This window comes from Paenibacillus canaveralius (assembly GCF_047238265.1).
Classification (GTDB): domain Bacteria; phylum Bacillota; class Bacilli; order Paenibacillales; family NBRC-103111; genus Paenibacillus_F.
Genome location: NZ_JBDFMM010000001.1, coordinates 4,242,527 through 4,263,044, shown reverse-complemented (window position 1 = coordinate 4,263,044; position 20,518 = coordinate 4,242,527). Strand labels below are relative to the sequence as shown.

The following is a 20,518-nucleotide window of genomic DNA, read 5'->3' as shown; positions in this document are numbered from 1 at the left end:
TTTGCAGCTGACAGAGGAGGAAATTCCGAATGCTTCATCAATTCTCCCGGACGGAACTTGCCATCGGACCCGAGGGGCTCCAGGTTATGAAAGGCAGCACGGTTGCCGTGCTCGGGATCGGCGGAGTCGGTTCCATAGCGGCGGAAGCCCTGGCCCGGACCGGAGTCGGACGAATTATACTGATCGATAAAGATGTGGTGGATATTACGAATGTGAACCGTCAGATTCATGCCCTTACGACGACGGTAGGTCAGCCTAAGGCCGAGCTTATGCAGGAGCGGATCAAGCTGATTAATCCCGAATGCGACGCCATCGCGCTGCGGATGTTCTACACGGAGGAAACGTATGAGCAGCTGTTTGACTACAAGCCGGACTACGTTCTGGACGCTTCGGATACCATTTCCTATAAGATTCATCTCATCAAACAGTGCCTGGAGCGCAAAATTCCGATGATCTCCAGCATGGGCGCGGCGAATAAAATGGACCCGACCAAGTTTCAGGTTGCGGATATTTCCAAAACGACGATGGACCCCATTGCCCGTGTTATCCGGACGAAGCTCCGCAAGGAAGGCATCAAAAAAGGCGTGAAAGTGGTGTTCTCCACGGAAGAGCCTAAGAAGCCGCGCGAAGATGTGACTCAGCGTATCGTTCCGGAGAATGCGCCGGAAATCCGTAAAGCGCAGCAGCCTCCGGCGAGCAACGCTTTTGTGCCGCCCGTTGCCGGTCTGATCATGGTCAGCGTATGTGTGAAAGATCTGCTGCATAATGCCGGTATCGACGTTTAAACGGCTTTCGAAGTCACAATCGCACCTAGAGAGGCAGGAAAGATATGGCTTGGAAAAAGGTTTTCCTCACTCTATCCGCATCGGCCGTGCTGACTTCGGCAGCGGGGCTTAGCCTGACGGCACAGGGACTGGCTGCGGAGGCGGATCGAGCCGGCGGGAAGAGGGCTGAAGTGCCGCAGGCGGGACAGGCTGCCGCAGTGGCGGAAGCGCAAGCGGCAGCCGCTCAGGCTGCGGCGCAATCAGGCGCTGCGATTGCTGCCGCTCAGCGGCCGGTTCCGGCCGCAGGCGGGGTCTTGGCAGCGCAGATACGACCGCAGGGCGCTGAAGCCCCGGCGCTGCCGGTGGTTCCCGCGGGTCAGGAAGGCCATGCAGCGGGGCCCCTGACGGCAGGTGCCGGTTCGGGTGTCCCCGGCATGGCGGCGCCCCAAGCTGCGGTCAGCGGCTCCGCGGAGCGGCCGGCCGCAGGCCGCCTCTACGCCGATGTGGCCCCGGATGACCGCAACGCGGACGCGATTGCGGATTTGGCTGCGCGGGGCCTCATCGAAGGAACGGCACCCGGCCGGTTCGACCCGGCCGGGGCGCTGACCCGCGAGCAGTTTGCCAAGCTGCTCGCATCCGCCTTCGGACTCGGAACGTCCGAAGGGCCGACCCCATTCGTCGACCTCGTGTCCTCGTGGTCGACGCCGTATATTTCGGCTGCCTATGCGGCAGGGCTTGTTGACGGCGTAACCGCCGTCAAGTTCATGCCCGCGCAGCCGGTAACCCGCCAGGCCGCCGCCGCGATGGTGTGGCGCTGGCTGGAGGCCCGGGGCATCGAGGCCCCGGCGGATGCGGCGGCCCGGAACGCCGGTGATGCGGACGTGTGGGCGCAGGCGTCCGTGCAGAACATCATGACGCTGGGGCTGCGCAGCGATTCGGGCGCCGGCTACGAACCGAAGCGCGTCATGACCCGCGGGGATGCGGCAACGCTTGTTTCGCGGGCGCTCGCTCTGCTGGAGAGAACGGCCGAGGAACGGGCGGCCAAAGCGGCTCGGCCGCTGACGGCAGACAAGGCGGCGAGCCTGATCCGGTACAACGAGCAGAAGACGTCGGAGCTGCTGCTGAGCCTCTTTGAGCATGAACTGGCTTCCCGCACGAAGCCGCCCTTTGAAGCGATCCAGCCTGCCCTCAGCCGGTATTATGCGGACCCGGGAAGCTGGAAAGCGTTCTATGAACGTCATCTGGGCGGGATTTACGAAGCCGTTGCCCTTTTTCCCGCCGCATCGATGCCGGGGCCTTCGTTTAAAATCGTCAGCGTGACGGACGACCGGGTCAAAGTACGGGGCAAGAGACCGGAAGGGGCTTACACGGATTCGGCCTTTCTGACTTATACGCTGCTCAAACGAAACGGGGGCTGGGTCATCGGCGGGCGCGAGGAAGAGAAGCTGACGGAGCCGTTTACCCGTGAAGAGGCGGAAGGAATTGTGGCCCGGTATTACAGAACGGGCGCAAGTCTGTTCGAACGGGAAGAGAGCGACCGTTATCTGTTTACCGTAACGGACAAAGGGGAGAAGCTGCGGTTATCCGTCAGCAAGTCCAAAGGAATTCTGGCGCTGGAAGAAAGCTGAATAACTCGCCGGCAGCCCCGCTTTTGGCAAATAAATTCGAATACATTTGTTAGAGATTGAATGTTAGAAGCCTTCATTCCGTTTTACGGCGGAGTGAGGGCTTTTTTTGCGCCGACCGAGTCTTTCCGGCAAGACGAAGAGCACGGACCTTACCGGTCCATGCTCTTGCCTGCGGGTTTATAGAAGCTGCTGCCCGTGTCTTTCAGCCGGAAGGAAATGAACCAGAGCAGCAGGGCCAGCCCGGCGAACAGAAACAGCGTAACCGGGAGTTCTTCCAGAGTCAGACTCCAGCCGACCAGAAGTGAAATAAGCGCCCCGCCCAGACTCGCGGCGGCGATAAAGTAGCTCGTTACCTCATCCACATGCCCCCGGCTAACGGAGGCCGCAAATGTAATCGCAACCGGAAACAGGGGAGCTGCCGCAATGCCTGTCAGAAAAATGACCGCCAGCACCAGGATGGCATCATGGAGAAAGGGGAACACGCCTAAAAATAAAATCAGACTCAGAGCGGAAATCTGCAGCATCGGCAGAGGGGGAATATTTTTCCCTTTGACGGCAAGCAATGTCCGGCCGACAACCATCGACGCCCAGAATACGGAAACTCCGATCAGGCTGTACGGTTCATATCCGCCGGCAATCATCAGCGAAGGCAGAAAGTTCGCATAGCTGGTTTCGATTCCGGCATATACGAAAGCGAACACAATGAGCAGCCCCAAGCTGCGCTTCTCCCTGATGGATGTGTTTCCCGGGAAAAACTCTTCCGTGCCGCTTATGGTTCTTTCGGGCCGGGGAAATCTCTGCTTCGGCCGGGCGACTGAAGTCAAGAACACCCATACCGCCAGCAGCACCATGATTGTAACGAGCAGGGAGGACAGGACCACAGGAAGCACGTCCTCGCCGGCCAGCAGATGGATAAGAATGGGGAAGAGCAGGGCGCCGAAGCCGAAGAACACCTCCAGCTTCGCCATCCCTGACTTGCCGCTTTCCCCTTGTCCTATAATCAGAGCTCCTACCGTCGTCTCCAGCGTGCCCGCCCCGTATCCGATGAGGAACCCGGTCAGAGAGAGCAGCTCCCACCTGTCGATCCACAGATAGCCGGCCAACGCGGCCCCGACCATACACAGACCGATCGTAATGACGCCGAACGGACCGAGCTTCTTGGAAAGAACGGGAGAGAACAGGACGCCGATGAGAAAACCGATAAACTGTACGGACAAGATCACAGAGATTTCCCGGGCCCCGATTCCGTATCTTGCAAAAAGATGAGGGGACAAACTGCCGATAAACACATGAACGACGCCAACCAGAAAATAAAAGGCGCAGCCCATCCAAAGGACGATTCGCATCGTCGGCCTCCTATCTGCGGAAGGCATTCAGGGGATTAGGCCTGCATCACAAGCGTGCCTGAAAGATCCTTCGCGTGTGTTTCGAAGAACAGATTCAGCGCAGCTTGAGAACGGTGTCCGTCCGCAAAGCTTGGCAGGCCTACCCGGCTATTCCGGAGAATGGCGTCCACCCATGCCATCTGTTCGATCCGGAAGGAATCCGCCCAGCCGTGAAACTCGCCCGCCGGGTCCGTCAACAAGGCGGGAGGGAGGTCGAAGCTTGTGGACGAGATTCCTTCCGTGATGGTATAGCTCAGTGGATCGCGTGTGTGGTAACGGAAATTTTTTTGGTGTCCGATCACCTCAATCCCAAACCCGCAGTCTTCCGGGGCCGTGCTCTTGGAGGTAATCATATGAATGAACACCTGATTACGGAGTTGTCCCAGGATTTCCGAATAGTCATCGACCTGGACTTCCCTGTTTTCTTTTTCCTTCACATTGGTGGCCATTTTGACGCGGATCGATTCGGGGCGGAACTCCGAACGGAACAGATGCCAGATCATATCGATCAGGTGTATGCCGAGATCGCCGAGTGCGCCGCTAGTCTGCTTGCTGGCTTCGCTGTCTCTCCAGGTGAAGGCTTTTTTTCTCAGCGCGCTGTCTTTCTTAAAAGAAATATTAAACGAAATGATGCCGCCGTGCTCGCCGCTGCGGATAAATTCCGTCAGGATGTGGACGAACGACAAATACCGGTAATTGAATCCCATCATGGCGATGGCATTGGCTTTCTCCGTAAAGTCCCGCATCGTCTGGGCTTCTTCAAGAGTGATGGCCATCGGTTTTTCGCACAAGACATGCTTGCCGGCAGCCAAGGCCTGCAGGGCATGATCCTTATGTTTGAAGTTAGGGGAGGCGACAATTATGCCGTCCGAGGAATCCAGCAGATCTTCGATCCGTTCGAAAGCTCGTCCGCCGAAGGTGGCTGCGAACCGCTCGCCTGCCGGCTGATTTATATCGTGAACGCCTGTAAGGACAGCTTCCTTGACCGTTGACAAAGCTTTGGCATGCGTCTTGGCAATATTTCCGGCTCCGATAATCCCAATTTTGATCATTTTGATTTCCTCTCCCTTATCCGTGGATATTCTCTCTGATCAAACACAGCGTTTCGAATCGTCAGCCTTCCGCCTGCAAGTGTTCTTGAAGCACATGAAGAATGCCTTTCACATAAGCCCCTTCGGAGACCAGGGGATGCAGGCCCTTGGCTTCCTCCGTCGCATTGTGAACCAGGTAGCCGTGCCGGACAGCCTGAAGCATAAGGAGATCGTTCCCGCTGTCGCCGAAAGCAAACGCACGCTCGGGCCCGACGCCGTACCGCTCCAGCATGAATCGCACGATCTCCGCCTTCCCGGTTCCAAGGGGAATGAAGTCCACGTCATAGCAGTCTTCCGGATCGCCCGCCAGAGGATTGCACCGGTTGATGTTGACGTCCAGCCGGTAACGGCCGGCCAAATGGCGGATATACTCGACCGCATGCCGGTCTGTTACGGGATCTTTTTGCCTATAGTAAAAATTCCATTTGAAGCGGGAACTGCCCAGTTGGGTCTGAGGAGTTAATTCCACGCCGTGTTCATGAAACAACCGCCGGACAACGGTGCTAACCGATTCTTCGGAGAACCCGCTGTTTGTGAGCCGGCTGTCCCACTGTTCGTCCCTCGTGCCGTAACGTTCCCGAGTCATATAGGTAAGTTCCGTCCCGAGGTCGCTTGCGATAAAGTGAGGAAAAATCCGGAATTTTCCTTTGTTCATTTTGTTTAAAATATCTTCCAGTTTACTGCCGCTTACCCAGCCGATCATCAATTCTCCTTCACGGCTTTTCCGTTCGATGAACGTTTCAAGCTCCTCGAGTTCCCTGCGGTGCTCTTCCAGCAAAACGTGCGGAAAATAAGTTTCGTCAAAGTCACAGAACACGAGGTGCTTCGGTTTCAGGGGATGTTCCAGCCGGACGAAGCTGTCTTTATACTCCAATAACACGTCGCAGTCCCTCCATCAGATGGTCTTGTTCTTCCCAGGTCAAATGCGGATACATCGGCAGATGCAGCAGCCGGCTGTGCGCCTGCTCCGTTTGCGGAAGCCGCGCATCCGTATAGCGGGTATTCACGAACGTGGTATTCTGCCTGTGGGACAAGACGGGATAGTAGATATCGGTTTCGGCCGAATACTTGTCCTTCAGCTCGCGCCGTACAAAGTCACGGTCTGCGCCCAGGATTTGAATGGGGAAGTGGTGCCAGACGTGGTCGTCCGACATGTCGGGCAGCCGGATTTTCTGGCTGTCGGCCAGCGGCTGCAAGCCTTGGCGGTACCGGTCGGCCAGAACCGTCCGTTTGAAGTTGTTCAAGGAAAGATGCTTTATCCGCTCGATCCCGATGGCGGCCTGCAGGTTATCCATCCGGCTGTTGTATCCGAAGTCTCTTACTTTGCGGTTCTTGACGTTGACCTCAAAGCCGTGATAACTGAACTGCAGGCACCGCTGCGCCGCTTCTTCATTGTCCAGAGCTATCGCGCCGCCTTTTCCGCATACGCCTACGTTCTTATAGGGATTAAAGCTCAGAATGAGGGCATCTCCCTCGCGTCCGAGTCCCGTTATGCCGATGGCTTGGCAGGCGTCTTCGACAATCAGCAGAGAGTACCGGTCCGCAAGTTCGCGGAGCCTTGCCATATCAGCCTTCTTCCCGTACAAATGCACCGGAAGGATAAACCGGCTCCGGGGCGTAATGGCTTCTTCCGTGCTTGCCGGATCGAGCGTATACGTGTGCGGGTCGATATCGGCAAAGACGGGGACGCCGCCTACGGCAAGCACGGCATTCTCGGTTGCGGCAAAGCTGTTGGCCGGCATAATAACTTCATCTCCGGGGCGGAGGCCCAAAGCGAGCAGAGCCACCATGGCCGCATCCGTTCCGCTGGAGGTGGCCACGATATATTTTTTTTGCAGGTAGCTGGAGAGGATTTCTTCAAAGCGATTGACATACGGTCCGCTGGTGAACTGCCCGGTCGGGAGCACCTCTTTCATGACCGCCAGGATCGCTTCCACTTCTTCTTCGGAAATCAGCCTGTTCAGAGGCAGGAAATCGACTTTTCCGGGAAATTGGGGAAGAGCGGAAAATAAAGATCGAATCCAAGTATGAATTGTAATTTTATTACCTGAATTGTATAATTTTTCTATTATCTTCTTGTTTACCAAATGATTCTCAAAGCAATCGGGCTCTACGTCACGTCCTGTTTGGATACGATTCATCAGATGAAGAAGGTCTTTGCTTGTTCCCTGATATTTATTTTTGGTGATCAGCATGGTTTTTTCCTCCGTTTCCTGAATTTATTATCAATTCCTATCCGTAATCATCGTAAATTATGAAATCGATGACAGGTCAAGACATTTTTTTGGAGGAAAATTTATGCCTACGATACAAGAAATCGCCAAGCTCAGCAAAGTATCGACATCCACGGTGTCGAGAGTCTTGAACAATCATCCGTACGTCTCCGAGAGAAAACGGAAGGAAGTACTGCGGGTTATTGAAGAAATGAACTACACGCCGCATTCCCTGGCCAGGGGGCTGCGTACCAACAGCTCCAAATTGATCGCCGTCTCCGTCCCCAAGGCGGATCATCCCTTTTTCGCCGGCCTGATCAAGGGAATCTCACTGCAAGCGCTGGAATTCGGCTACAAGGTGTGTGTATTTCAAACTTTTTACTGCAAAGAAAACGAGTTTCAGCTGATGAAGCTTCTTAAGAATAGGGAAGTGGACGGAATCATTCTTGGCGCACTGGAGAACATGTGGGACGATATCGCCCCTTACTTGAAGGGGGGCCCTATCCTCATGTGCAACGAATTTCATGAAACCGCATCGGTCCCGATTCTGTGCTATGACGAATTCAAAGCCGGTTATACCGCAGTGCGGCATTTAATCGACAGGGGCTACCGGGATATCGGCTTTTGCTTCGATACGGCCAACAGCGAAGCGCAGAATATGCGGAAAAAGGGATATTTGGCCGCCCTGTCGGACCGCAGCCTGCCTTATCATGAGGAATGGATCTTTGAAGGGGCCTTCTCGATCCTGGACGGCATCCGTATTATGGATGAGATTCATCTGCTGGAGAAGAAGCCGGCCGCCCTTTTCTCAGGCAGCGATCAAGTGGCGGCAGGGCTGATCAAACAGGCTGTAAATCTGGGATACGGCGTGCCGGGCGACTTGGCCGTTATCGGATACGACAATCAGCCGATTTGCCGGGTAACGACGCCGACCATTACGAGCATCGATATTCCGGTGGAGCAGCTTGGGCGGGAAGCCGTTCAGAAGCTTCTTGCCTGTTTGCAGGAGGAGCTCCCTTTGAAGCGGGAAGTCACCCTGTTTCCGACTGCCTTGGTCGTACGGGAATCGACATGAGACCCTATATGTGAACCTGCATGTGAACCTGCATGGGCCGGGACCTATCGGTAAAACACGAATTTACAGAACCATCGTACCCCGAATTAAAAAGGATGCCCCGATAGCGGGAGGCATCTTTTTTTCGATTCTTTTTGTATCCCGCCTGTTCTGGAACCGCGCTTTTCCGCAGAGAGGTTCAAATTTCAGCACACCTCGGCGTAACGGGGTCCCGGCTTGTACGGCACGCTGCAAATGCGAAGCTTTGGAATGACATGGAAGCAAGCTGGGCAACGTAAACCAAAGAACCGTTACGGATAAGAGAACGAAGGGAGGGGAACGGCGGATGACCGGCAATAAAGCGACGACAGAGCAGATCGAACAATGGCTGGCCGAGAAGCTGGCGCTTTCCGCCGATTTGGAAAATTGCGAGCTGACTTCGGACGGCAGAACCATGCGGCTGATCTATATGAAAAGCTTGTGCGATTCGAAAATGATCCGGAGATTTTTTATCGCCCCGTTTTTTGAAATCGGGTCCATGGACCTCTATATTCAGTATATTTCGTCCCTGCCCAGCGGCATGGAGTTTACGAATGTGGTCAGAGCGCTCGATTTGATTCTGTCGGGTTCGGTGGCGCTTTTTGTCGACGGGAAAATATACCTGCTGGAAGCTTTGCAGGACGTGAAGAGCAGTGTGGGGGACGCCACCGTGGAAGCGATCGTGCAGGGGCCCCAAGACGCTTTTACGGAATCAGTTTTTACGAACCTGAACCTGGTCCGCCGCCGTTATAAATCTTCCAATCTCAAAATCGAAAATTCAACGATCGGCTATTTGTCCCAAACCGCCATCTCGCTCGTTTACGACGACCGGAAAGTCGACAAGGGAATCCTTAAGGACGTTAAAGACAAATTTTCACAGCTGAAGGTGGACAAAATCCAATCTTCCGGCGAACTGGAAAAAGCGCTAAGTCCGGAAGGCTTCCGGCTGGTGCCTACGATGATGACGACGGAACGTCCCGACCGGGTCATCGATAATTTGAGCGAAGGCAAAATTGTCATACTGATCGATACGAGTCCTTTTGCGCTTATTCTGCCGTCCACCTTTTTTGATTTTTTTACGGCCATGGACGATAAAGTGCAGCTTCCGTTCGTCGGTTTTTTTCTGCTCATTCTCCGTTATGTGGGCCTGTTTATGACCTTGACCCTGCCTGCGCTCTACGTGGCCTTTACTTCCTACAACCCCGAAATTTTGAAAATGAACCTGACACTGCTCATCGCGGGGAGCCGGGCGAGCGTGCCGTACCCCTCTTTTGTCGAGGTACTGATTATGCTCGTCATGATGGAATTTCTGATCGAAGCGAGCTTGCGGCTGCCCAAAGCGATCGGACCGACGGCGACGACGGTAGGGGGTCTGATTTTGGGAACGGCTTCCACGGAAGCGGGGCTGGTCGGCAGCATCATGATTATTCTCGTGGCCGCGGTTGCCATTTCCAACTTCGTTATTCCGATCAACATGATGAGCTTTTCGGTCCGCTTCGCGAAGTATTGGTTCGTTCTGCTGGCCGCCATTTTCGGCCTGCTCGGCGTCGTCGTCGGGGTGATCGGCAGTATTTTATACCTGTGCAATCTTCGCAGCTTCGGACGCCCTTATATGCGGCTGTTTCATATACGCGAGCAGCGCGGAGGAGGTACGGATGGTCACCAATAGATATGTGTACTATCTGATCGCGATTAACGCCTTAATCAGCCTCATCATTTATGTGCCGAGAATTTTGCTGCAGCACCGCTTCGAAGGGGCATGGACTTCGATTCTCCTTTCGGTCGTTATCAGCTCTCTGCTTATAAGAGGGTTTACGAAAATGCTGGTTCCTTTCACCCGGCAGGGGTTTCCGGAATTGATGGAGCGGTCTCTCCCCAAATGGCTGAATATCGCCGTCCAGCTGCTTATGATCGCGCTTTGGTTTTTTGTCGGCGCCGTTACGCTGCTGTCCTTCGTGGATATCACGCTTCGTTACATAAGCCCCGACGTTCCCGCTTTTCTGGTTATGCTCGGCTATTTGATCGTCGTATGCTGGGCTTGTACGCTCAATCCCGCCTCGATTTTGTTTGGCCTGGAAATTCTGCTCGTGCTGAACTGTCCGATTGTCGCGTTTTTCATTATCCGGGCCATCACGTCTCCGATGTTCGATTGGGACGCCGTGCTCCAAACGTTCACTTTCAGTCTGCAGTGGCCCTCGTTCCAAGCGGTGGCGGCGGCGACTTTTCTTTTTACCGGCTATATCAATCTGGTCGTATTTAACCGGGTATTCGAAAAGTTTCATATGAGAGGCTATCTGCTCATTTCGCTGTCGGGCCTGCTCCTGCTGCTGCTCACGATGATCGTACCGATCGGAATGCACGGCACCATGGGGGTATCGACCTACGTCTACCCCTGGTTTTCACTGGCGGATGCCATACGGATCGATATGTTTCTCGTCGAACGTCTCGTCTTCGTCTTTTATCTGGTGTACATTTCCCTGTTTCTGATCAGTACGGTCGTCCATTGGCATGTGGCGCAAAGTCTCACCCGGGGGCTGATCCGTCTGCCCGCCGCTTCGCGGAGCGCTAAATTCCTTCCGCTGGGAGTCGTTCTCGTTTTCGCGGCAGCCTGCCTGGTGATGCTCAAATTCAATCAGGAAGGGCTCATAAGAGCCGGTGAGCTCTTTCTTGAAGTCAGGATCGTAGCAGAAATTTTTTTCGTGCTGCTGATTTTCTATATGTATAGGAAGGAGAAGAAAAAGTGAGGGTAAGGCTGCTGCTGTTCGTTCCGTTTCTGCTGCTCCCGCTTCTGCTGGGCGGCTGCAACTTCAAAGATATCGACAAACGCATTTTTGTAATCTCGATGGGAATAGACAAGGTGGATGACCAGGAAAACAAACTTCGGGTCAGTCTGAAGCTGGCCATTCCCCAAGGGAACCCGAAAGAAGGGACCGAGCAATTCGACGTTATCGTAGAAGAGACCAAGACCGTGGCGGACGCGGTGAGGAAAGCGAAGTCCAAAGTGGACAAAGAGCTGGATTTCGGTCATATGAAGGTATTTCTAATCGGGGAGAAAATGGCCCGCGACGATATTTATCAAATCATCAACTGGGGGGTGCGCCGCCGGGATATCCAGCTCGTTACCCTTCTGGCCATCGCTAAGCCTACGGCTTATGACGTTCAGAAAGTGAAGCCTTTGTCCGAACGTATCCCTTCCAACGCTCTCATCCTCGCTCTTTCCAAAAGCGGAACGGAATCGCCCTACATCGTGACGGAGTACTTATTCGATTACCAGCGGCGGCTAGAGGAGAGAGGGATCGATCCTATTCTGCCGATCGTCAAAGCGGAAGGGGATCATTTTATTATCGATCAGCTCGCTCTGATGAAAAAACACCGCATCGGCGTAGAGCTCAATCCCAACGAAACTAAATTGTACAATCTGCTTACCACCAAAAATCTGAAAACGAATATGAGCGGCAAATCGGACGGAATCCTATATGAATTGAATCTGGAAAACTCCCGGGCCACGTACAAAATAACCGGTAAGCCGGGAGAAGAGCCTCTGCTTACGTACCGGATTCGTATCAAAGGAACGCTGGAAGAAAACGAGAGCCAGGAGAAAATGACCCGGCCCGTTCTGGATAGGCTGGAGGAAGCGACGGAAAAAGAAATAAACGAGCAGGTGGAACGTTTCCTGAGAAAGCTTCAGAAACAGGAAACGGATCCGATCGGCTTCGGACTGCATTACATGTCCCGGCGCTGGAACAATGCATCGGAATGGGAGGACTGGCAAAAAATATATCCCGAGCTGAAATTCAAGGTCGATACCCACGTCCGTATTCATTCTGCGGGAACGGCGCATTAGCATAGCAGGCGGCACTTCGACAAACAAGAGGCGTCAACAGTATAATAGACAGATACTTTATATGCTGTTGAAAGGCGGAATTGCAGATGGAAATGGACTTATTCAGTGCCGCTGCCGAGAACGATTCCCGCGGAAAGCTTCTCGCGGACCGGATGCGGCCGCGCACTCTCGATGAATATATCGGCCAGGAGCACATTGTAGGTCCCGGCAAGCTGCTGCGCCGGGCGATCGAGGCCGACCAGATCACGTCGATCGTGCTGTACGGCCCTCCCGGCTGCGGTAAAACGACGCTCGCGCACATTATATCGGAGAAGACGTCCGGCGATTTCGTGAGGCTGAACGCCGTGGACGCATCGGTCAAGGACGTGCGCGAGGTGATCGAGCAGGCCAAGTCTGCCAAAGCGCTGTACGGCCGGCGGACGATTCTGTTCCTCGACGAGGTGCACCGCTTCAACTCGGCCCGCCAGGACGCCCTGCTGCCCGCCGTGGAGCAGGGCACGATCGTGTTCATCGGAGCGACGACCGAGAACCCGTTCCACTATGTGAACGGGGCCCTGCTCTCCCGCTCCACGCTGTTCCAGCTTCACGGCTTGACCGAGAAGCATGCCCGCATCGCGATGGAGCGCGCCCTCGCCGATGAAGAGCGCGGCCTCGGCTTCCTTAACATCGAAGCCGAAGAAGAGGCGCTTGCGCATATCGCGTTCATGGCGGGCGGCGATATCCGCCGCGCGCTCAATGCGCTGGAAATCGCCGCGCTGACAACCTCGGCGGATGCGGACGGCGTTGTCCGCATCTCGCTGGACATCGCGGAGGAGTCTATCCGCCGCCCGACCGTCAAAGCGGACGAGTCGACGCAGTATGACGTTCTCTCCGCGTTCCACAAGAGCGTGCGGGGGTCGTCCGACGCGGCTCTCTTCTGGTTCCTGTACGCCGTGGAGAAACTCGGCATGGACCCGATGACGTTCATCCGCCGTCTGACCGTCGCATGCAGTGAGGACATCGGCCTGGCGAACCCGCAGGCTATGGTTCAGGCGGTTTCGGCGATGGAAGCTTACCATAAAATCGGCTGGCCGGAGGCTAAGTATATCGTCTGCCAGGCGATTCTGTTTGCCGTGGAAAGCCCGAAATCCAACTCCATCCCGCTTGCCATCGGACGAGCCATGTCCGCCATGGACAAAATCGGTCAGGCGGAAGTGCCGCTGCATCTGAGGGATACCCACTACAAGGGTGCGGACAAATTAGGGCATAAAGGCTACATGTATCCCCACAATTATCCGGGCCATTACGTGAAACAAGCGTATTTGCCGGAACAATTGGAGGGAGAGGTGTTTTTTAATGCCACCGAACAGGGTATGGAAGAGAAGATGAAAATAAATCAGCAGCGCCGGAACCGATGACCCTTCTATAAGAGCCTGCGGCTTCCGGCAGGAACTGCAGGTAGCTGAAGGAGACCGATTATGACGGAGAAATATATTTTTCTCATTGCCGTCCTGCTGTTCGCCGGTGTGCTTATGTCCAAGTTTTCGTCCCGGTTCGGACTTCCGGCACTCGTTTTTTTTATGCTGGTGGGCATGGGGCTCAACCGCTTTATTTATTTCGACAACGCCCAGTTGACGCAGTGGTTCGGTTTGATGGCTCTTATCGTCATTTTGTTCGATGGCGGCATGCACACGAAGTGGCCGCACGTGAAGGAAGTGATCCGCCCTTCCCTGATGCTCGCTACGGTAGGCGTCCTGCTGACTACGGCTATCGTGGGGCTGAGCGCCTACTGGATTTTGCAGGTATCGCTTAAGGAAGGGCTTCTCCTCGGTGCCATTGTCGGGTCTACGGACGCCGCGGCGGTATTTGCCGTTCTGGGAAATCAGAACGTGAAAAGAAGGCTCACTTCGACGCTGGAAGCGGAATCCGGCACGAACGATCCGATGGCGGTGTTTCTGACCGTGTCGCTGATCGAACTTATTCAAATGCCGGACACAAGCATCCTTCTTCTGATCGGAAGTTTCTTATGGGAGATGGGGTTGGGGCTCGTGCTGGGTCTGGTCATCGGCCGCCTGGCCGTCTGGAGCCTGAACAAAATCGATTTGGATTCCTCCGGGCTATATCCCGTGCTGGCGCTTGCTTTTGCGATCTTCACCTACGGGGCTACGGCGCTGCTTCACGGAAGCGGACTGCTGGCCGTCTATGTGATGGCACTGCGGCTCGGCAACGCGGATTTTGCCTACCGGTTCTCGATCACGCGGTTTCACGAAGGGTTTGCCTGGATGATGCAGATCCTGATGTTTATGCTGCTCGGACTGCTGGCGTTCCCGGACGATCTTATCAGCATTGCCTGGCAGGGAGTCGTTCTTGCCCTGATTCTGATGTTCGTCGCGAGGCCTATAGGGGTATTCGGAAGCATGCTCGGGACGGGATTCCAATACCGGGAAAAGCTGCTGATCTCATGGGCCGGTCTGAGAGGGGCCGTTCCGATCGTACTCGCCACCTATCCGCTGATTGCGGGATTGGAGCACGGGCGCATGTTTTTTAACATCGTCTTCTTCATCGTGCTTCTGTCGACGCTGGTTCAGGGTTCCACCATTTCCGTCCTGTCCAAAAAGCTCGGTCTTACCGAAGGTTCGGCCAAGAACGATACTCACACCCTTGAGCTTCTCGCTCTCGGGAAAGCGAATGCGGAAATTATCGAAATCAAAGTGACGGAAAGCGGACCGGTCAACAACAGGCTGATCAGCGACCTGGAGCTTCCGGAAGAAGTTCTGATTACAGCCATCGTCCGAAAAGGTAAAATTATAACTCCGCACGGGAATACGGAGCTTATTGAAGGCGACCTTCTGTATACGCTTGTTTCGAAGCCGATGAGGGAGAAGGTCAAGAAAATCTTTTATGATGAGGAGACTCCCGCCATAAAACCGGCTGATCTTGAACCTGAAAACGGATTGTGATCGTAATTGGAAGCCGCGACAGCTAACGGGGTAAATTATTTCCCAGGTAATCAATCGCGGTTTCATCGTAAGTATCCGGAAACCTTTTATATACTTACAAAAAGAACGCTAATCCTCTTGAGGATTAGCGTTCTTTTTTTACGGCTGCCGAGCAGACCGTCCGCTCGGACTGAAGCAGCCGAGCAGACCGTCCGCTCGGACCGAAGCAGCCGAGCAGACCGACAGCTTCGGTCCGGTTCAAGCCGGGACGGCCGTAGTGCAGGAGCCGAAGCCGCCCGCGCGAATATTCCAGCGGATATGCTGCGTCTCTATTCCGCGTAAGCCGCCGCTCTCCGGATCGATGTCCGTCAGGCGGTACACGGCCACGCGGCCGCTTTTATGAGCCCGGAGACCGGGACGGTTTATTTCAGCGGTGAACCTTATCGATGATTCCGCCGCCCAGGCAAATTTCCCCGTCATACAAAACGACGGACTGGCCAGGCGTGATGGCTTTCTGCGGCTCGTGGAACACGACTTCCGCCGTTCCGTCCTCGCCGAGCGTTACCGTAACGCCCTGATCGGGCTGGCGGTAGCGGAATTTCGCCGTACAGGTAAATTCCCCTTGCGGCTTCCGCGTGCTGATCCAGTTCACGTCCGTGGCGGACAGGCCCTTGCTGTAAAGGCGCGGATGCTTGTCTCCCTGCACGACATACAAAATGTTGCGCTCCAGGTCTTTGTCCGCAACGAACCATGGCTCGCCGGTACCCGAACCGCCGATTCCGAGTCCCTGGCGCTGGCCGAGCGTGTAATACATCAGGCCGTCGTGGCGGCCCTTTACTTCGCCGTCCAGCGTCTGAATGTCCCCCGGCTGGGCGGGAAGGTACTGGCTCAGGAATTCCTTGAAATTCCGTTCGCCGATAAAACAGACGCCGGTGCTGTCCTTCTTCTTGGCGGTCGCAAGGCCCGCGGCGGCCGCGATTTCACGTACCTGCGGCTTCGGCATGTGCCCGATAGGAAACATGGCTTTCGAAAGCTGGTACTGGTTCAGCGCGTGCAGGAAGTAGGTCTGATCCTTGTTCGAATCGTTTCCGCGGAGCAGAACGAACTCGCCGTCGCGTTCTTCCAGGCGGGCATAGTGGCCGGTCGCGATATAATCGGCGCCGAGATCCAGACCCTTCTGCAGGAACTCGCCGAACTTGATTTCACGGTTGCACATAACGTCCGGGTTCGGGGTGCGCCCGCTTTTGTATTCATCCAGGAAGTATTGAAACACCTTCTCGGAGTACTCTTTTTCAAAATTAACCGTATAAAACGGAATGTCGATCTGGTCGCAGACTCTCCGTACGTCTTCCGCGTCTTCCTCGGCGGTACAATGGCCGAACTCGTCGGTATCGTCCCAGTTTTTCATAAAGACGCCGATAACGTCATAGCCCTGCTCTTTAAGCTGCAGAGCCGCTACGGAAGAATCTACCCCGCCCGACATACCGAGAATGACTCTCTGTTTGCTCATGGCCGGTTCGTTTTCCTTTCTTGCCAAAATTGGCTGTGACACCTGACGTAAGCTTCAGGGTTCTACCCATTATAGCGCGCTTTTCGCAAAGTGAAAATATTTCATCAAGATGTCATGGTTTTGTAACCAAATTAATCGGAATTGTGATAACATAGTAAAGAACATGCCTAAATGGAATGAATTATAGAGAAATAGGATACCCTAGAGCTAGTAATCCTACACATAAGCAGGGGTAGAAGAGGTGTTAATTTGAAAATTTCAACAAAGGGCCGTTACGGTCTCACTATAATGATGGAACTGGCCGCAAGATTCGGGGAAGGGCCGACCTCGCTGAAAAGTATCGCAGAGAAACACCAACTATCCGAACATTACCTGGAGCAGCTCGTGGCTCCTCTTAGAAACGCAGGTCTTGTTAAAAGTATCCGCGGTGCCTACGGCGGTTATATCCTTTCGAAAAACGCGGAAGAAATTACCGCGGGTGAAGTGATCCGCGTCCTGGAGGGACCGATTTCACCGGTCGATTTTACGGAAGAAGACGATCCGGCCAAGCGGGATTTGTGGATACGTATCCGGGACAGCATCGCGGAAGTTCTGGATTCCACAACTCTGGCTTCTTTGATTTCGTATCAAGAAGAAGGCAAACGCGACAGCTATATGTTCTATATTTGATTGCAGGGTGACCACTATGGGAATATATCTTGATCATGCCGCTACCACCCCCCTCCATCCGGAGGTGCTGGAAGCCATGATGCCTTACTATACGGACTATTTCGGCAACCCTTCAAGCATCCACAGCTACGGCCGGGCCGCCAAGACGGCGCTCGACCGTTCCAGGAGCGCTTTCTCGGCGGCAATCGGCTGTTCACCGGCCGATCTGCTTTTTACGAGCGGAGGAACCGAAAGCAACAATACGGCTTTGTACGGGATCGTCGATACCTTCGGGGGCAGGCGGGCTCATGTGATTACGACACAGATCGAGCATCATGCGGTGCTGCATCCGGCAGAGCGTCTGGCGCGAATGGGCTGCGACGTTACATTTCTGCCAGTAGATATGACCGGTCTTATCCGAATGAAGGATCTGGAGGAGGCCATCCGCCCCGAAACGGTTCTGATCAGCGTGATGTATGTGAACAATGAGGTAGGCACCATCCAGCCGATCGAAGAAATCGGAAAGCTGGCCAGAAGCCGCGGCATCGCTTTTCATGTGGATGCGGTTCAGGCGCTGGGCAAGCTTCCGATCGATCTTTCCGTGCTGCCCGTAGACCTCATGAGCTTCTCGGCTCATAAAATCAACGGACCCAAAGGGATAGGCGCTTTATTCGCTTCCCGTAAGCTTCAACTGGCTCCTCAAGTATTGGGAGGGTCTCAGGAACGTAAAAAAAGAGCCGGCACGGAAAATGTAGCCGGGATAGTCGGTTTCACGAAAGCACTGGAATTATATAGAAATAATTACAAAGAATACAATAAACAAACTTCCGAGTACCGCCGACATATGGAGCGGATTTTCTTAGAGGAACTGGGGCCGGACGGTTTTGTGGTCAACGGCAATCCGGATGCTTCCGCTCCCCATATTTTTAACGTGAGCTTTCCGGGGACTCATACGGAAACCCTGCTCATGAATCTCGATCTGGAAGGTATTGCGGCCGCAAGCGGTTCCGCCTGCTCGTCGGGTTCTCTTGAACTTTCTCACGTCCTGCGGGCTATGGACCTTCCAGAAACTGTGTGCAAGTCGGCTGTCCGTTTTAGTTTCGGTTTTGGGAATTCTATAGACCAAATTGAGACGGCGGCCCGTAAAACCGCAACCATCGTGAAGCGGATTCGTAGATAAGAGAAGGGTGCGTCCACGGCGGCCGCCAGCTGTCACGAGGAGGTTGAATATTCCCCTTGCGTAAAGCCCGCGACATTATCGGATTGCCTGTTTTCTGTTTAGCCACAGGTAAACGTGCCGGAACTGTGAGAGACGTTCTTTTGGACAACGAATGGACGATACTCGGAATTATGCTTGACGCGCAGCATTGGTATTCTTCTTGCCGGTATATTCCTGCCGGCGGCATTACGGCTTGCGGACAAGACGCTGTCATCATTGCCGACATGAAAGCCGTGCGAAGTTATGCGGAGGCCGAGAGTCTGGGATTGATCCCGCTGAACGGCGGCAAGCACAAGCTCAAAGAACTCCCCGTTATTACGGCAAACGGTCAGCAATTGGGAACGATCGAGGACGTTTATTTGCTTGAGAAATTGGGTACAAAGATAATAGGTTTTGAACTGTCCGAAGGTTTCGTGTCCGATTTGACGGAAGGTCGCAAGTGGCTCCCAATGCCGGTATCGGTAACCATTGGTGAGGATGCGGTGATTGTTCCGCTTAACTCACGGCTTGAGGCGGAGGAAATCTTCGTATCTAAAGAAGAATAGGGTGAAAATTGCACATGATGCGCTGTCCAAATTGCAGTTCCAAGGATATCGGCAAAATCGGATCCCATCAATTTTATTGCTGGGGCTGCTTCATTGAACTCGCTGTGAACGGAGAGAAAATGTCCGTTTACCAAGTGGAGGAAGACGGTACGCTGAGCTCGCTCGACGATCTGTTTTTCGAGGAAGAAATGCCGCAAATTCATGCCCAATAAGGGTTTACAACTTGATTAGCTGAAATGCCCCCCATAAATAAGAGGCGCCGCCTCTGTATGGACAAGCTTAACCGCTTGAGCCCTGCAGGAGCGGCGTTTTTTGGTTTGCGCGGAGTTTGGGCGACGGAGGAAGCCGGGCCGGAGGCGAACGGATTTGGATTAATTGCCAAGGTTGTACATATACTGAAGAAATGAAGCGGGACGTTTGTATACCGGTCTGAAAGTGCCAACAGGAGGGATCGCCATGAATTCGATTTTTAAAAACGGCTGGTTTGCGGGCCTTATTTATACGCTGCTCGGTCTGCTGGTTCTTTTTTTCCTGCTGCAAATAAGGCCGATTCTGGGAAGTGTCCTTCATTTTTTGAATGCAGTGCTTACCCCTTTTCTGATCGCGATGATTATTTCCTATGTGCTCAACCCCGTCGTCAATCTGCTGAGTACGCGTAAGGTTCCCCGGACGTTTGCCGTTCTGCTCATTTATGCGGTATTTCTGACCTCGCTGACGGTTGTTTTTATGAATGTGACGCCGATGCTCGTCAATCAGCTTGGGGAACTGAACGAACATATGCCGGAAATGACGCTCAAAGCCCAGTCGCTCGTGGACGGCATGAAAAACAGCCAGCTTCTTCCGGATACCGTCCGTTCGGGCATTCACGATGCGATTTTTAAACTGCAAAAAAATTTATCGCTCAAAATCTCGGACACGATTCACGGCATCGGAGGCACCATCAATATGCTTCTGACGGCTTTCATCGTTCCTTTTCTCGCTTTTTATATGCTCAAGGATTTTCAATTGATCGAAAAAACCGTGCTGACCATTGTTCCGAAATCGCGGCGCAGGCAGGTGGTCAAAGTGCTGGTCGATATCGACACGGCGCTGGGCAACTACATCCGGGGACAATTCCTTGTGTGCGTCATTGTGGGGGTTCTGGCCTATATCGGCTATTGGGCCATCGGCATGCCGTATGCGCTGCTGCTGGCCGGTCTGGTGGCGGTGTTCAACATTATTCCTTACCTGGGCCCGTTCTTCGGGGCGGCTCCGGCTGTCATTATGGCGGCGACGGTTTCGGTAAAAATGGTTCTGCTCGTTATCGTCGTCAATACGATCGTGCAGATCCTCGAAGGCAATGTAGTATCTCCGCAGGTTGTCGGACGGACTCTTCATATGCATCCGCTGCTTATTATTTTTGCGCTGCTGGTCGGCGGAGAAGTTGCGGGAATACCGGGGCTGATTTTGGCCGTTCCTTTTTTTGCCGTGCTGAAAGTGGTGCTCCAGCATCTGTTTCTCTATTACATTCACCGGCGTACGGTGTAGGCGAGAGTTCAGGAGCCGTTGCCGGAGGGAAATGCCGCTGCCGTACGGGAGGCGGAATGCAGGTGCCGAATGTCTGCTCTGCATAACAAGAGCAAGTCTGCGAGGCGGGACCCGGCCGTTAGTCTGCAGCAGA

General features: G+C 54.1%; 19 protein-coding genes. 14 read left to right on the top strand and 5 right to left on the bottom strand.

The features are described 5' to 3' along the window. The first annotated feature begins 29 nt into the window (after positions 1-29). Positions 30-785 (top strand): tRNA threonylcarbamoyladenosine dehydratase, encoded by a 756-nt coding sequence (locus ABC395_RS19200; protein ID WP_413005530.1) that lies wholly within the window; start codon positions 30-32, stop codon positions 783-785. 44 nt (positions 786-829) lie between these two features. Further along, positions 830-2,392 (top strand): S-layer homology domain-containing protein, encoded by a 1,563-nt coding sequence (locus tag ABC395_RS19195; protein ID WP_413005529.1) that lies wholly within the window; start codon positions 830-832, stop codon positions 2,390-2,392. A 149-nt stretch (positions 2,393-2,541) separates the two neighbouring features. Here ABC395_RS19195 and ABC395_RS19190 read toward each other — a convergent pair whose 3' ends face one another. The 4 genes from ABC395_RS19190 to ABC395_RS19175 form a co-directional block, all read right to left on the bottom strand. Continuing rightward, positions 2,542-3,738: an MFS transporter gene (locus tag ABC395_RS19190; RefSeq protein WP_413005528.1), complete on the bottom strand. Its 1,197-nt coding sequence runs from the start codon at positions 3,736-3,738 to the stop codon at positions 2,542-2,544. A gap of 35 nt (positions 3,739-3,773) precedes the next feature. Further along, a complete protein-coding gene (locus ABC395_RS19185; protein ID WP_413005527.1) occupies positions 3,774-4,829 on the bottom strand; it encodes a Gfo/Idh/MocA family protein in 1,056 nt (351 codons plus the stop codon). A gap of 61 nt (positions 4,830-4,890) precedes the next feature. Continuing rightward, positions 4,891-5,748, bottom strand: a complete 858-nt coding sequence (locus ABC395_RS19180; protein ID WP_413005526.1) for an HAD-IIB family hydrolase — start codon at positions 5,746-5,748, stop codon at positions 4,891-4,893. Further along, positions 5,732-7,063 carry a DegT/DnrJ/EryC1/StrS family aminotransferase gene (locus tag ABC395_RS19175; protein WP_413005525.1) on the bottom strand — a complete coding sequence of 444 codons (1,332 nt, stop codon included), beginning with the start codon at positions 7,061-7,063 and terminating at the stop codon, positions 5,732-5,734. Before ABC395_RS19175 ends, ABC395_RS19180 begins: the two co-directional genes overlap by 17 nt. A gap of 103 nt (positions 7,064-7,166) precedes the next feature. Between ABC395_RS19175 and ABC395_RS19170 the strand changes: the two genes are divergently transcribed. The 6 genes from ABC395_RS19170 to ABC395_RS19145 all read left to right on the top strand — a co-directional run bounded on the left by ABC395_RS19170 (position 7,167) and on the right by ABC395_RS19145 (position 14,957). Next, positions 7,167-8,156: a LacI family DNA-binding transcriptional regulator gene (locus tag ABC395_RS19170; RefSeq protein ID WP_413005524.1), complete on the top strand. Its 990-nt coding sequence runs from the start codon at positions 7,167-7,169 to the stop codon at positions 8,154-8,156. 325 nt (positions 8,157-8,481) lie between these two features. Beyond that, entirely contained in the window at positions 8,482-9,843 is a 1,362-nt protein-coding gene (locus ABC395_RS19165; protein ID WP_413005523.1) for a spore germination protein, read from the top strand. After that, complete coding sequence (locus tag ABC395_RS19160; RefSeq protein ID WP_413005522.1) at positions 9,830-10,918, top strand: GerAB/ArcD/ProY family transporter; 1,089 nt, start codon at positions 9,830-9,832, stop codon at positions 10,916-10,918. The genes ABC395_RS19165 and ABC395_RS19160 overlap by 14 nt, the downstream gene beginning before the upstream one ends. Continuing rightward, positions 10,915-12,018, top strand: a complete 1,104-nt coding sequence (locus ABC395_RS19155) for a Ger(x)C family spore germination protein (RefSeq protein ID WP_413005521.1) — start codon at positions 10,915-10,917, stop codon at positions 12,016-12,018. The genes ABC395_RS19160 and ABC395_RS19155 overlap by 4 nt, the downstream gene beginning before the upstream one ends. A gap of 92 nt (positions 12,019-12,110) precedes the next feature. After that, positions 12,111-13,415, top strand: a complete 1,305-nt coding sequence (locus ABC395_RS19150) for a replication-associated recombination protein A (RefSeq protein ID WP_413006770.1) — start codon at positions 12,111-12,113, stop codon at positions 13,413-13,415. A gap of 60 nt (positions 13,416-13,475) precedes the next feature. After that, the gene (locus ABC395_RS19145; RefSeq protein WP_413005520.1) at positions 13,476-14,957 is read left to right on the top strand and encodes a potassium/proton antiporter; all 1,482 of its coding nucleotides are present in this window, start codon (positions 13,476-13,478) and stop codon (positions 14,955-14,957) included. Between the two features lie 406 nt (positions 14,958-15,363). Here the strand turns inward: ABC395_RS19145 and mnmA are convergent, their stop codons facing one another. Then, positions 15,364-16,446, bottom strand: a complete 1,083-nt coding sequence (mnmA, locus tag ABC395_RS19140) for a tRNA 2-thiouridine(34) synthase MnmA (RefSeq protein WP_413005519.1) — start codon at positions 16,444-16,446, stop codon at positions 15,364-15,366. Between the two features lie 249 nt (positions 16,447-16,695). Between mnmA and cymR the strand changes: the two genes are divergently transcribed. The 6 genes from cymR to ABC395_RS19110 are packed head-to-tail and all read left to right on the top strand — an operon-like array spanning position 16,696 to position 20,385. After that, a complete protein-coding gene (gene cymR, locus ABC395_RS19135; RefSeq protein WP_009676580.1) occupies positions 16,696-17,115 on the top strand; it encodes a cysteine metabolism transcriptional regulator CymR in 420 nt (139 codons plus the stop codon). Positions 17,116-17,131: 16 nt separating this feature from the next. Beyond that, complete coding sequence (locus tag ABC395_RS19130; protein ID WP_413005518.1) at positions 17,132-18,274, top strand: cysteine desulfurase family protein; 1,143 nt, start codon at positions 17,132-17,134, stop codon at positions 18,272-18,274. 56 nt (positions 18,275-18,330) lie between these two features. Beyond that, entirely contained in the window at positions 18,331-18,858 is a 528-nt protein-coding gene (locus ABC395_RS19125; protein WP_413005517.1) for a PRC-barrel domain-containing protein, read from the top strand. Positions 18,859-18,872: 14 nt separating this feature from the next. Continuing rightward, positions 18,873-19,070, top strand: a complete 198-nt coding sequence (locus ABC395_RS19120) for a hypothetical protein (RefSeq protein WP_009676575.1) — start codon at positions 18,873-18,875, stop codon at positions 19,068-19,070. Positions 19,071-19,127: 57 nt separating this feature from the next. Then, positions 19,128-19,265, top strand: coding sequence for a hypothetical protein (locus ABC395_RS19115; protein WP_413005516.1), 138 nt, complete (start codon positions 19,128-19,130; stop codon positions 19,263-19,265). A 49-nt stretch (positions 19,266-19,314) separates the two neighbouring features. Then, positions 19,315-20,385 carry an AI-2E family transporter gene (locus tag ABC395_RS19110; protein ID WP_413005515.1) on the top strand — a complete coding sequence of 357 codons (1,071 nt, stop codon included), beginning with the start codon at positions 19,315-19,317 and terminating at the stop codon, positions 20,383-20,385. Positions 20,386-20,518 lie beyond the last annotated feature (133 nt).

Excerpts from the sequence above, each read along its gene's own strand:
- ABC395_RS19200 (WP_413005530.1), top strand. The coding sequence starts at position 30 with ATGCTTCATCAATTCTCCCGGACGGAACTTGCCATCGGACCCGAGGGG.
- ABC395_RS19195 (WP_413005529.1), top strand. The coding sequence starts at position 830 with ATGGCTTGGAAAAAGGTTTTCCTCACTCTATCCGCATCGGCCGTGCTG.
- ABC395_RS19190 (WP_413005528.1), bottom strand. The coding sequence starts at position 3,738 with ATGCGAATCGTCCTTTGGATGGGCTGCGCCTTTTATTTTCTGGTTGGC.
- ABC395_RS19185 (WP_413005527.1), bottom strand. The coding sequence starts at position 4,829 with ATGATCAAAATTGGGATTATCGGAGCCGGAAATATTGCCAAGACGCAT.
- ABC395_RS19175 (WP_413005525.1), bottom strand. The coding sequence starts at position 7,063 with ATGCTGATCACCAAAAATAAATATCAGGGAACAAGCAAAGACCTTCTT.
- ABC395_RS19170 (WP_413005524.1), top strand. The coding sequence starts at position 7,167 with ATGCCTACGATACAAGAAATCGCCAAGCTCAGCAAAGTATCGACATCC.
- ABC395_RS19165 (WP_413005523.1), top strand. The coding sequence starts at position 8,482 with ATGACCGGCAATAAAGCGACGACAGAGCAGATCGAACAATGGCTGGCC.
- ABC395_RS19160 (WP_413005522.1), top strand. The coding sequence starts at position 9,830 with ATGGTCACCAATAGATATGTGTACTATCTGATCGCGATTAACGCCTTA.
- ABC395_RS19150 (WP_413006770.1), top strand. The coding sequence starts at position 12,111 with ATGGACTTATTCAGTGCCGCTGCCGAGAACGATTCCCGCGGAAAGCTT.
- ABC395_RS19145 (WP_413005520.1), top strand. The coding sequence starts at position 13,476 with ATGACGGAGAAATATATTTTTCTCATTGCCGTCCTGCTGTTCGCCGGT.
- mnmA (WP_413005519.1), bottom strand. The coding sequence starts at position 16,446 with ATGAGCAAACAGAGAGTCATTCTCGGTATGTCGGGCGGGGTAGATTCT.
- ABC395_RS19130 (WP_413005518.1), top strand. The coding sequence starts at position 17,132 with ATGGGAATATATCTTGATCATGCCGCTACCACCCCCCTCCATCCGGAG.
- ABC395_RS19120 (WP_009676575.1), top strand. The coding sequence starts at position 18,873 with ATGATGCGCTGTCCAAATTGCAGTTCCAAGGATATCGGCAAAATCGGA.
- ABC395_RS19115 (WP_413005516.1), top strand. The coding sequence starts at position 19,128 with ATGGACAAGCTTAACCGCTTGAGCCCTGCAGGAGCGGCGTTTTTTGGT.
- ABC395_RS19110 (WP_413005515.1), top strand. The coding sequence starts at position 19,315 with ATGAATTCGATTTTTAAAAACGGCTGGTTTGCGGGCCTTATTTATACG.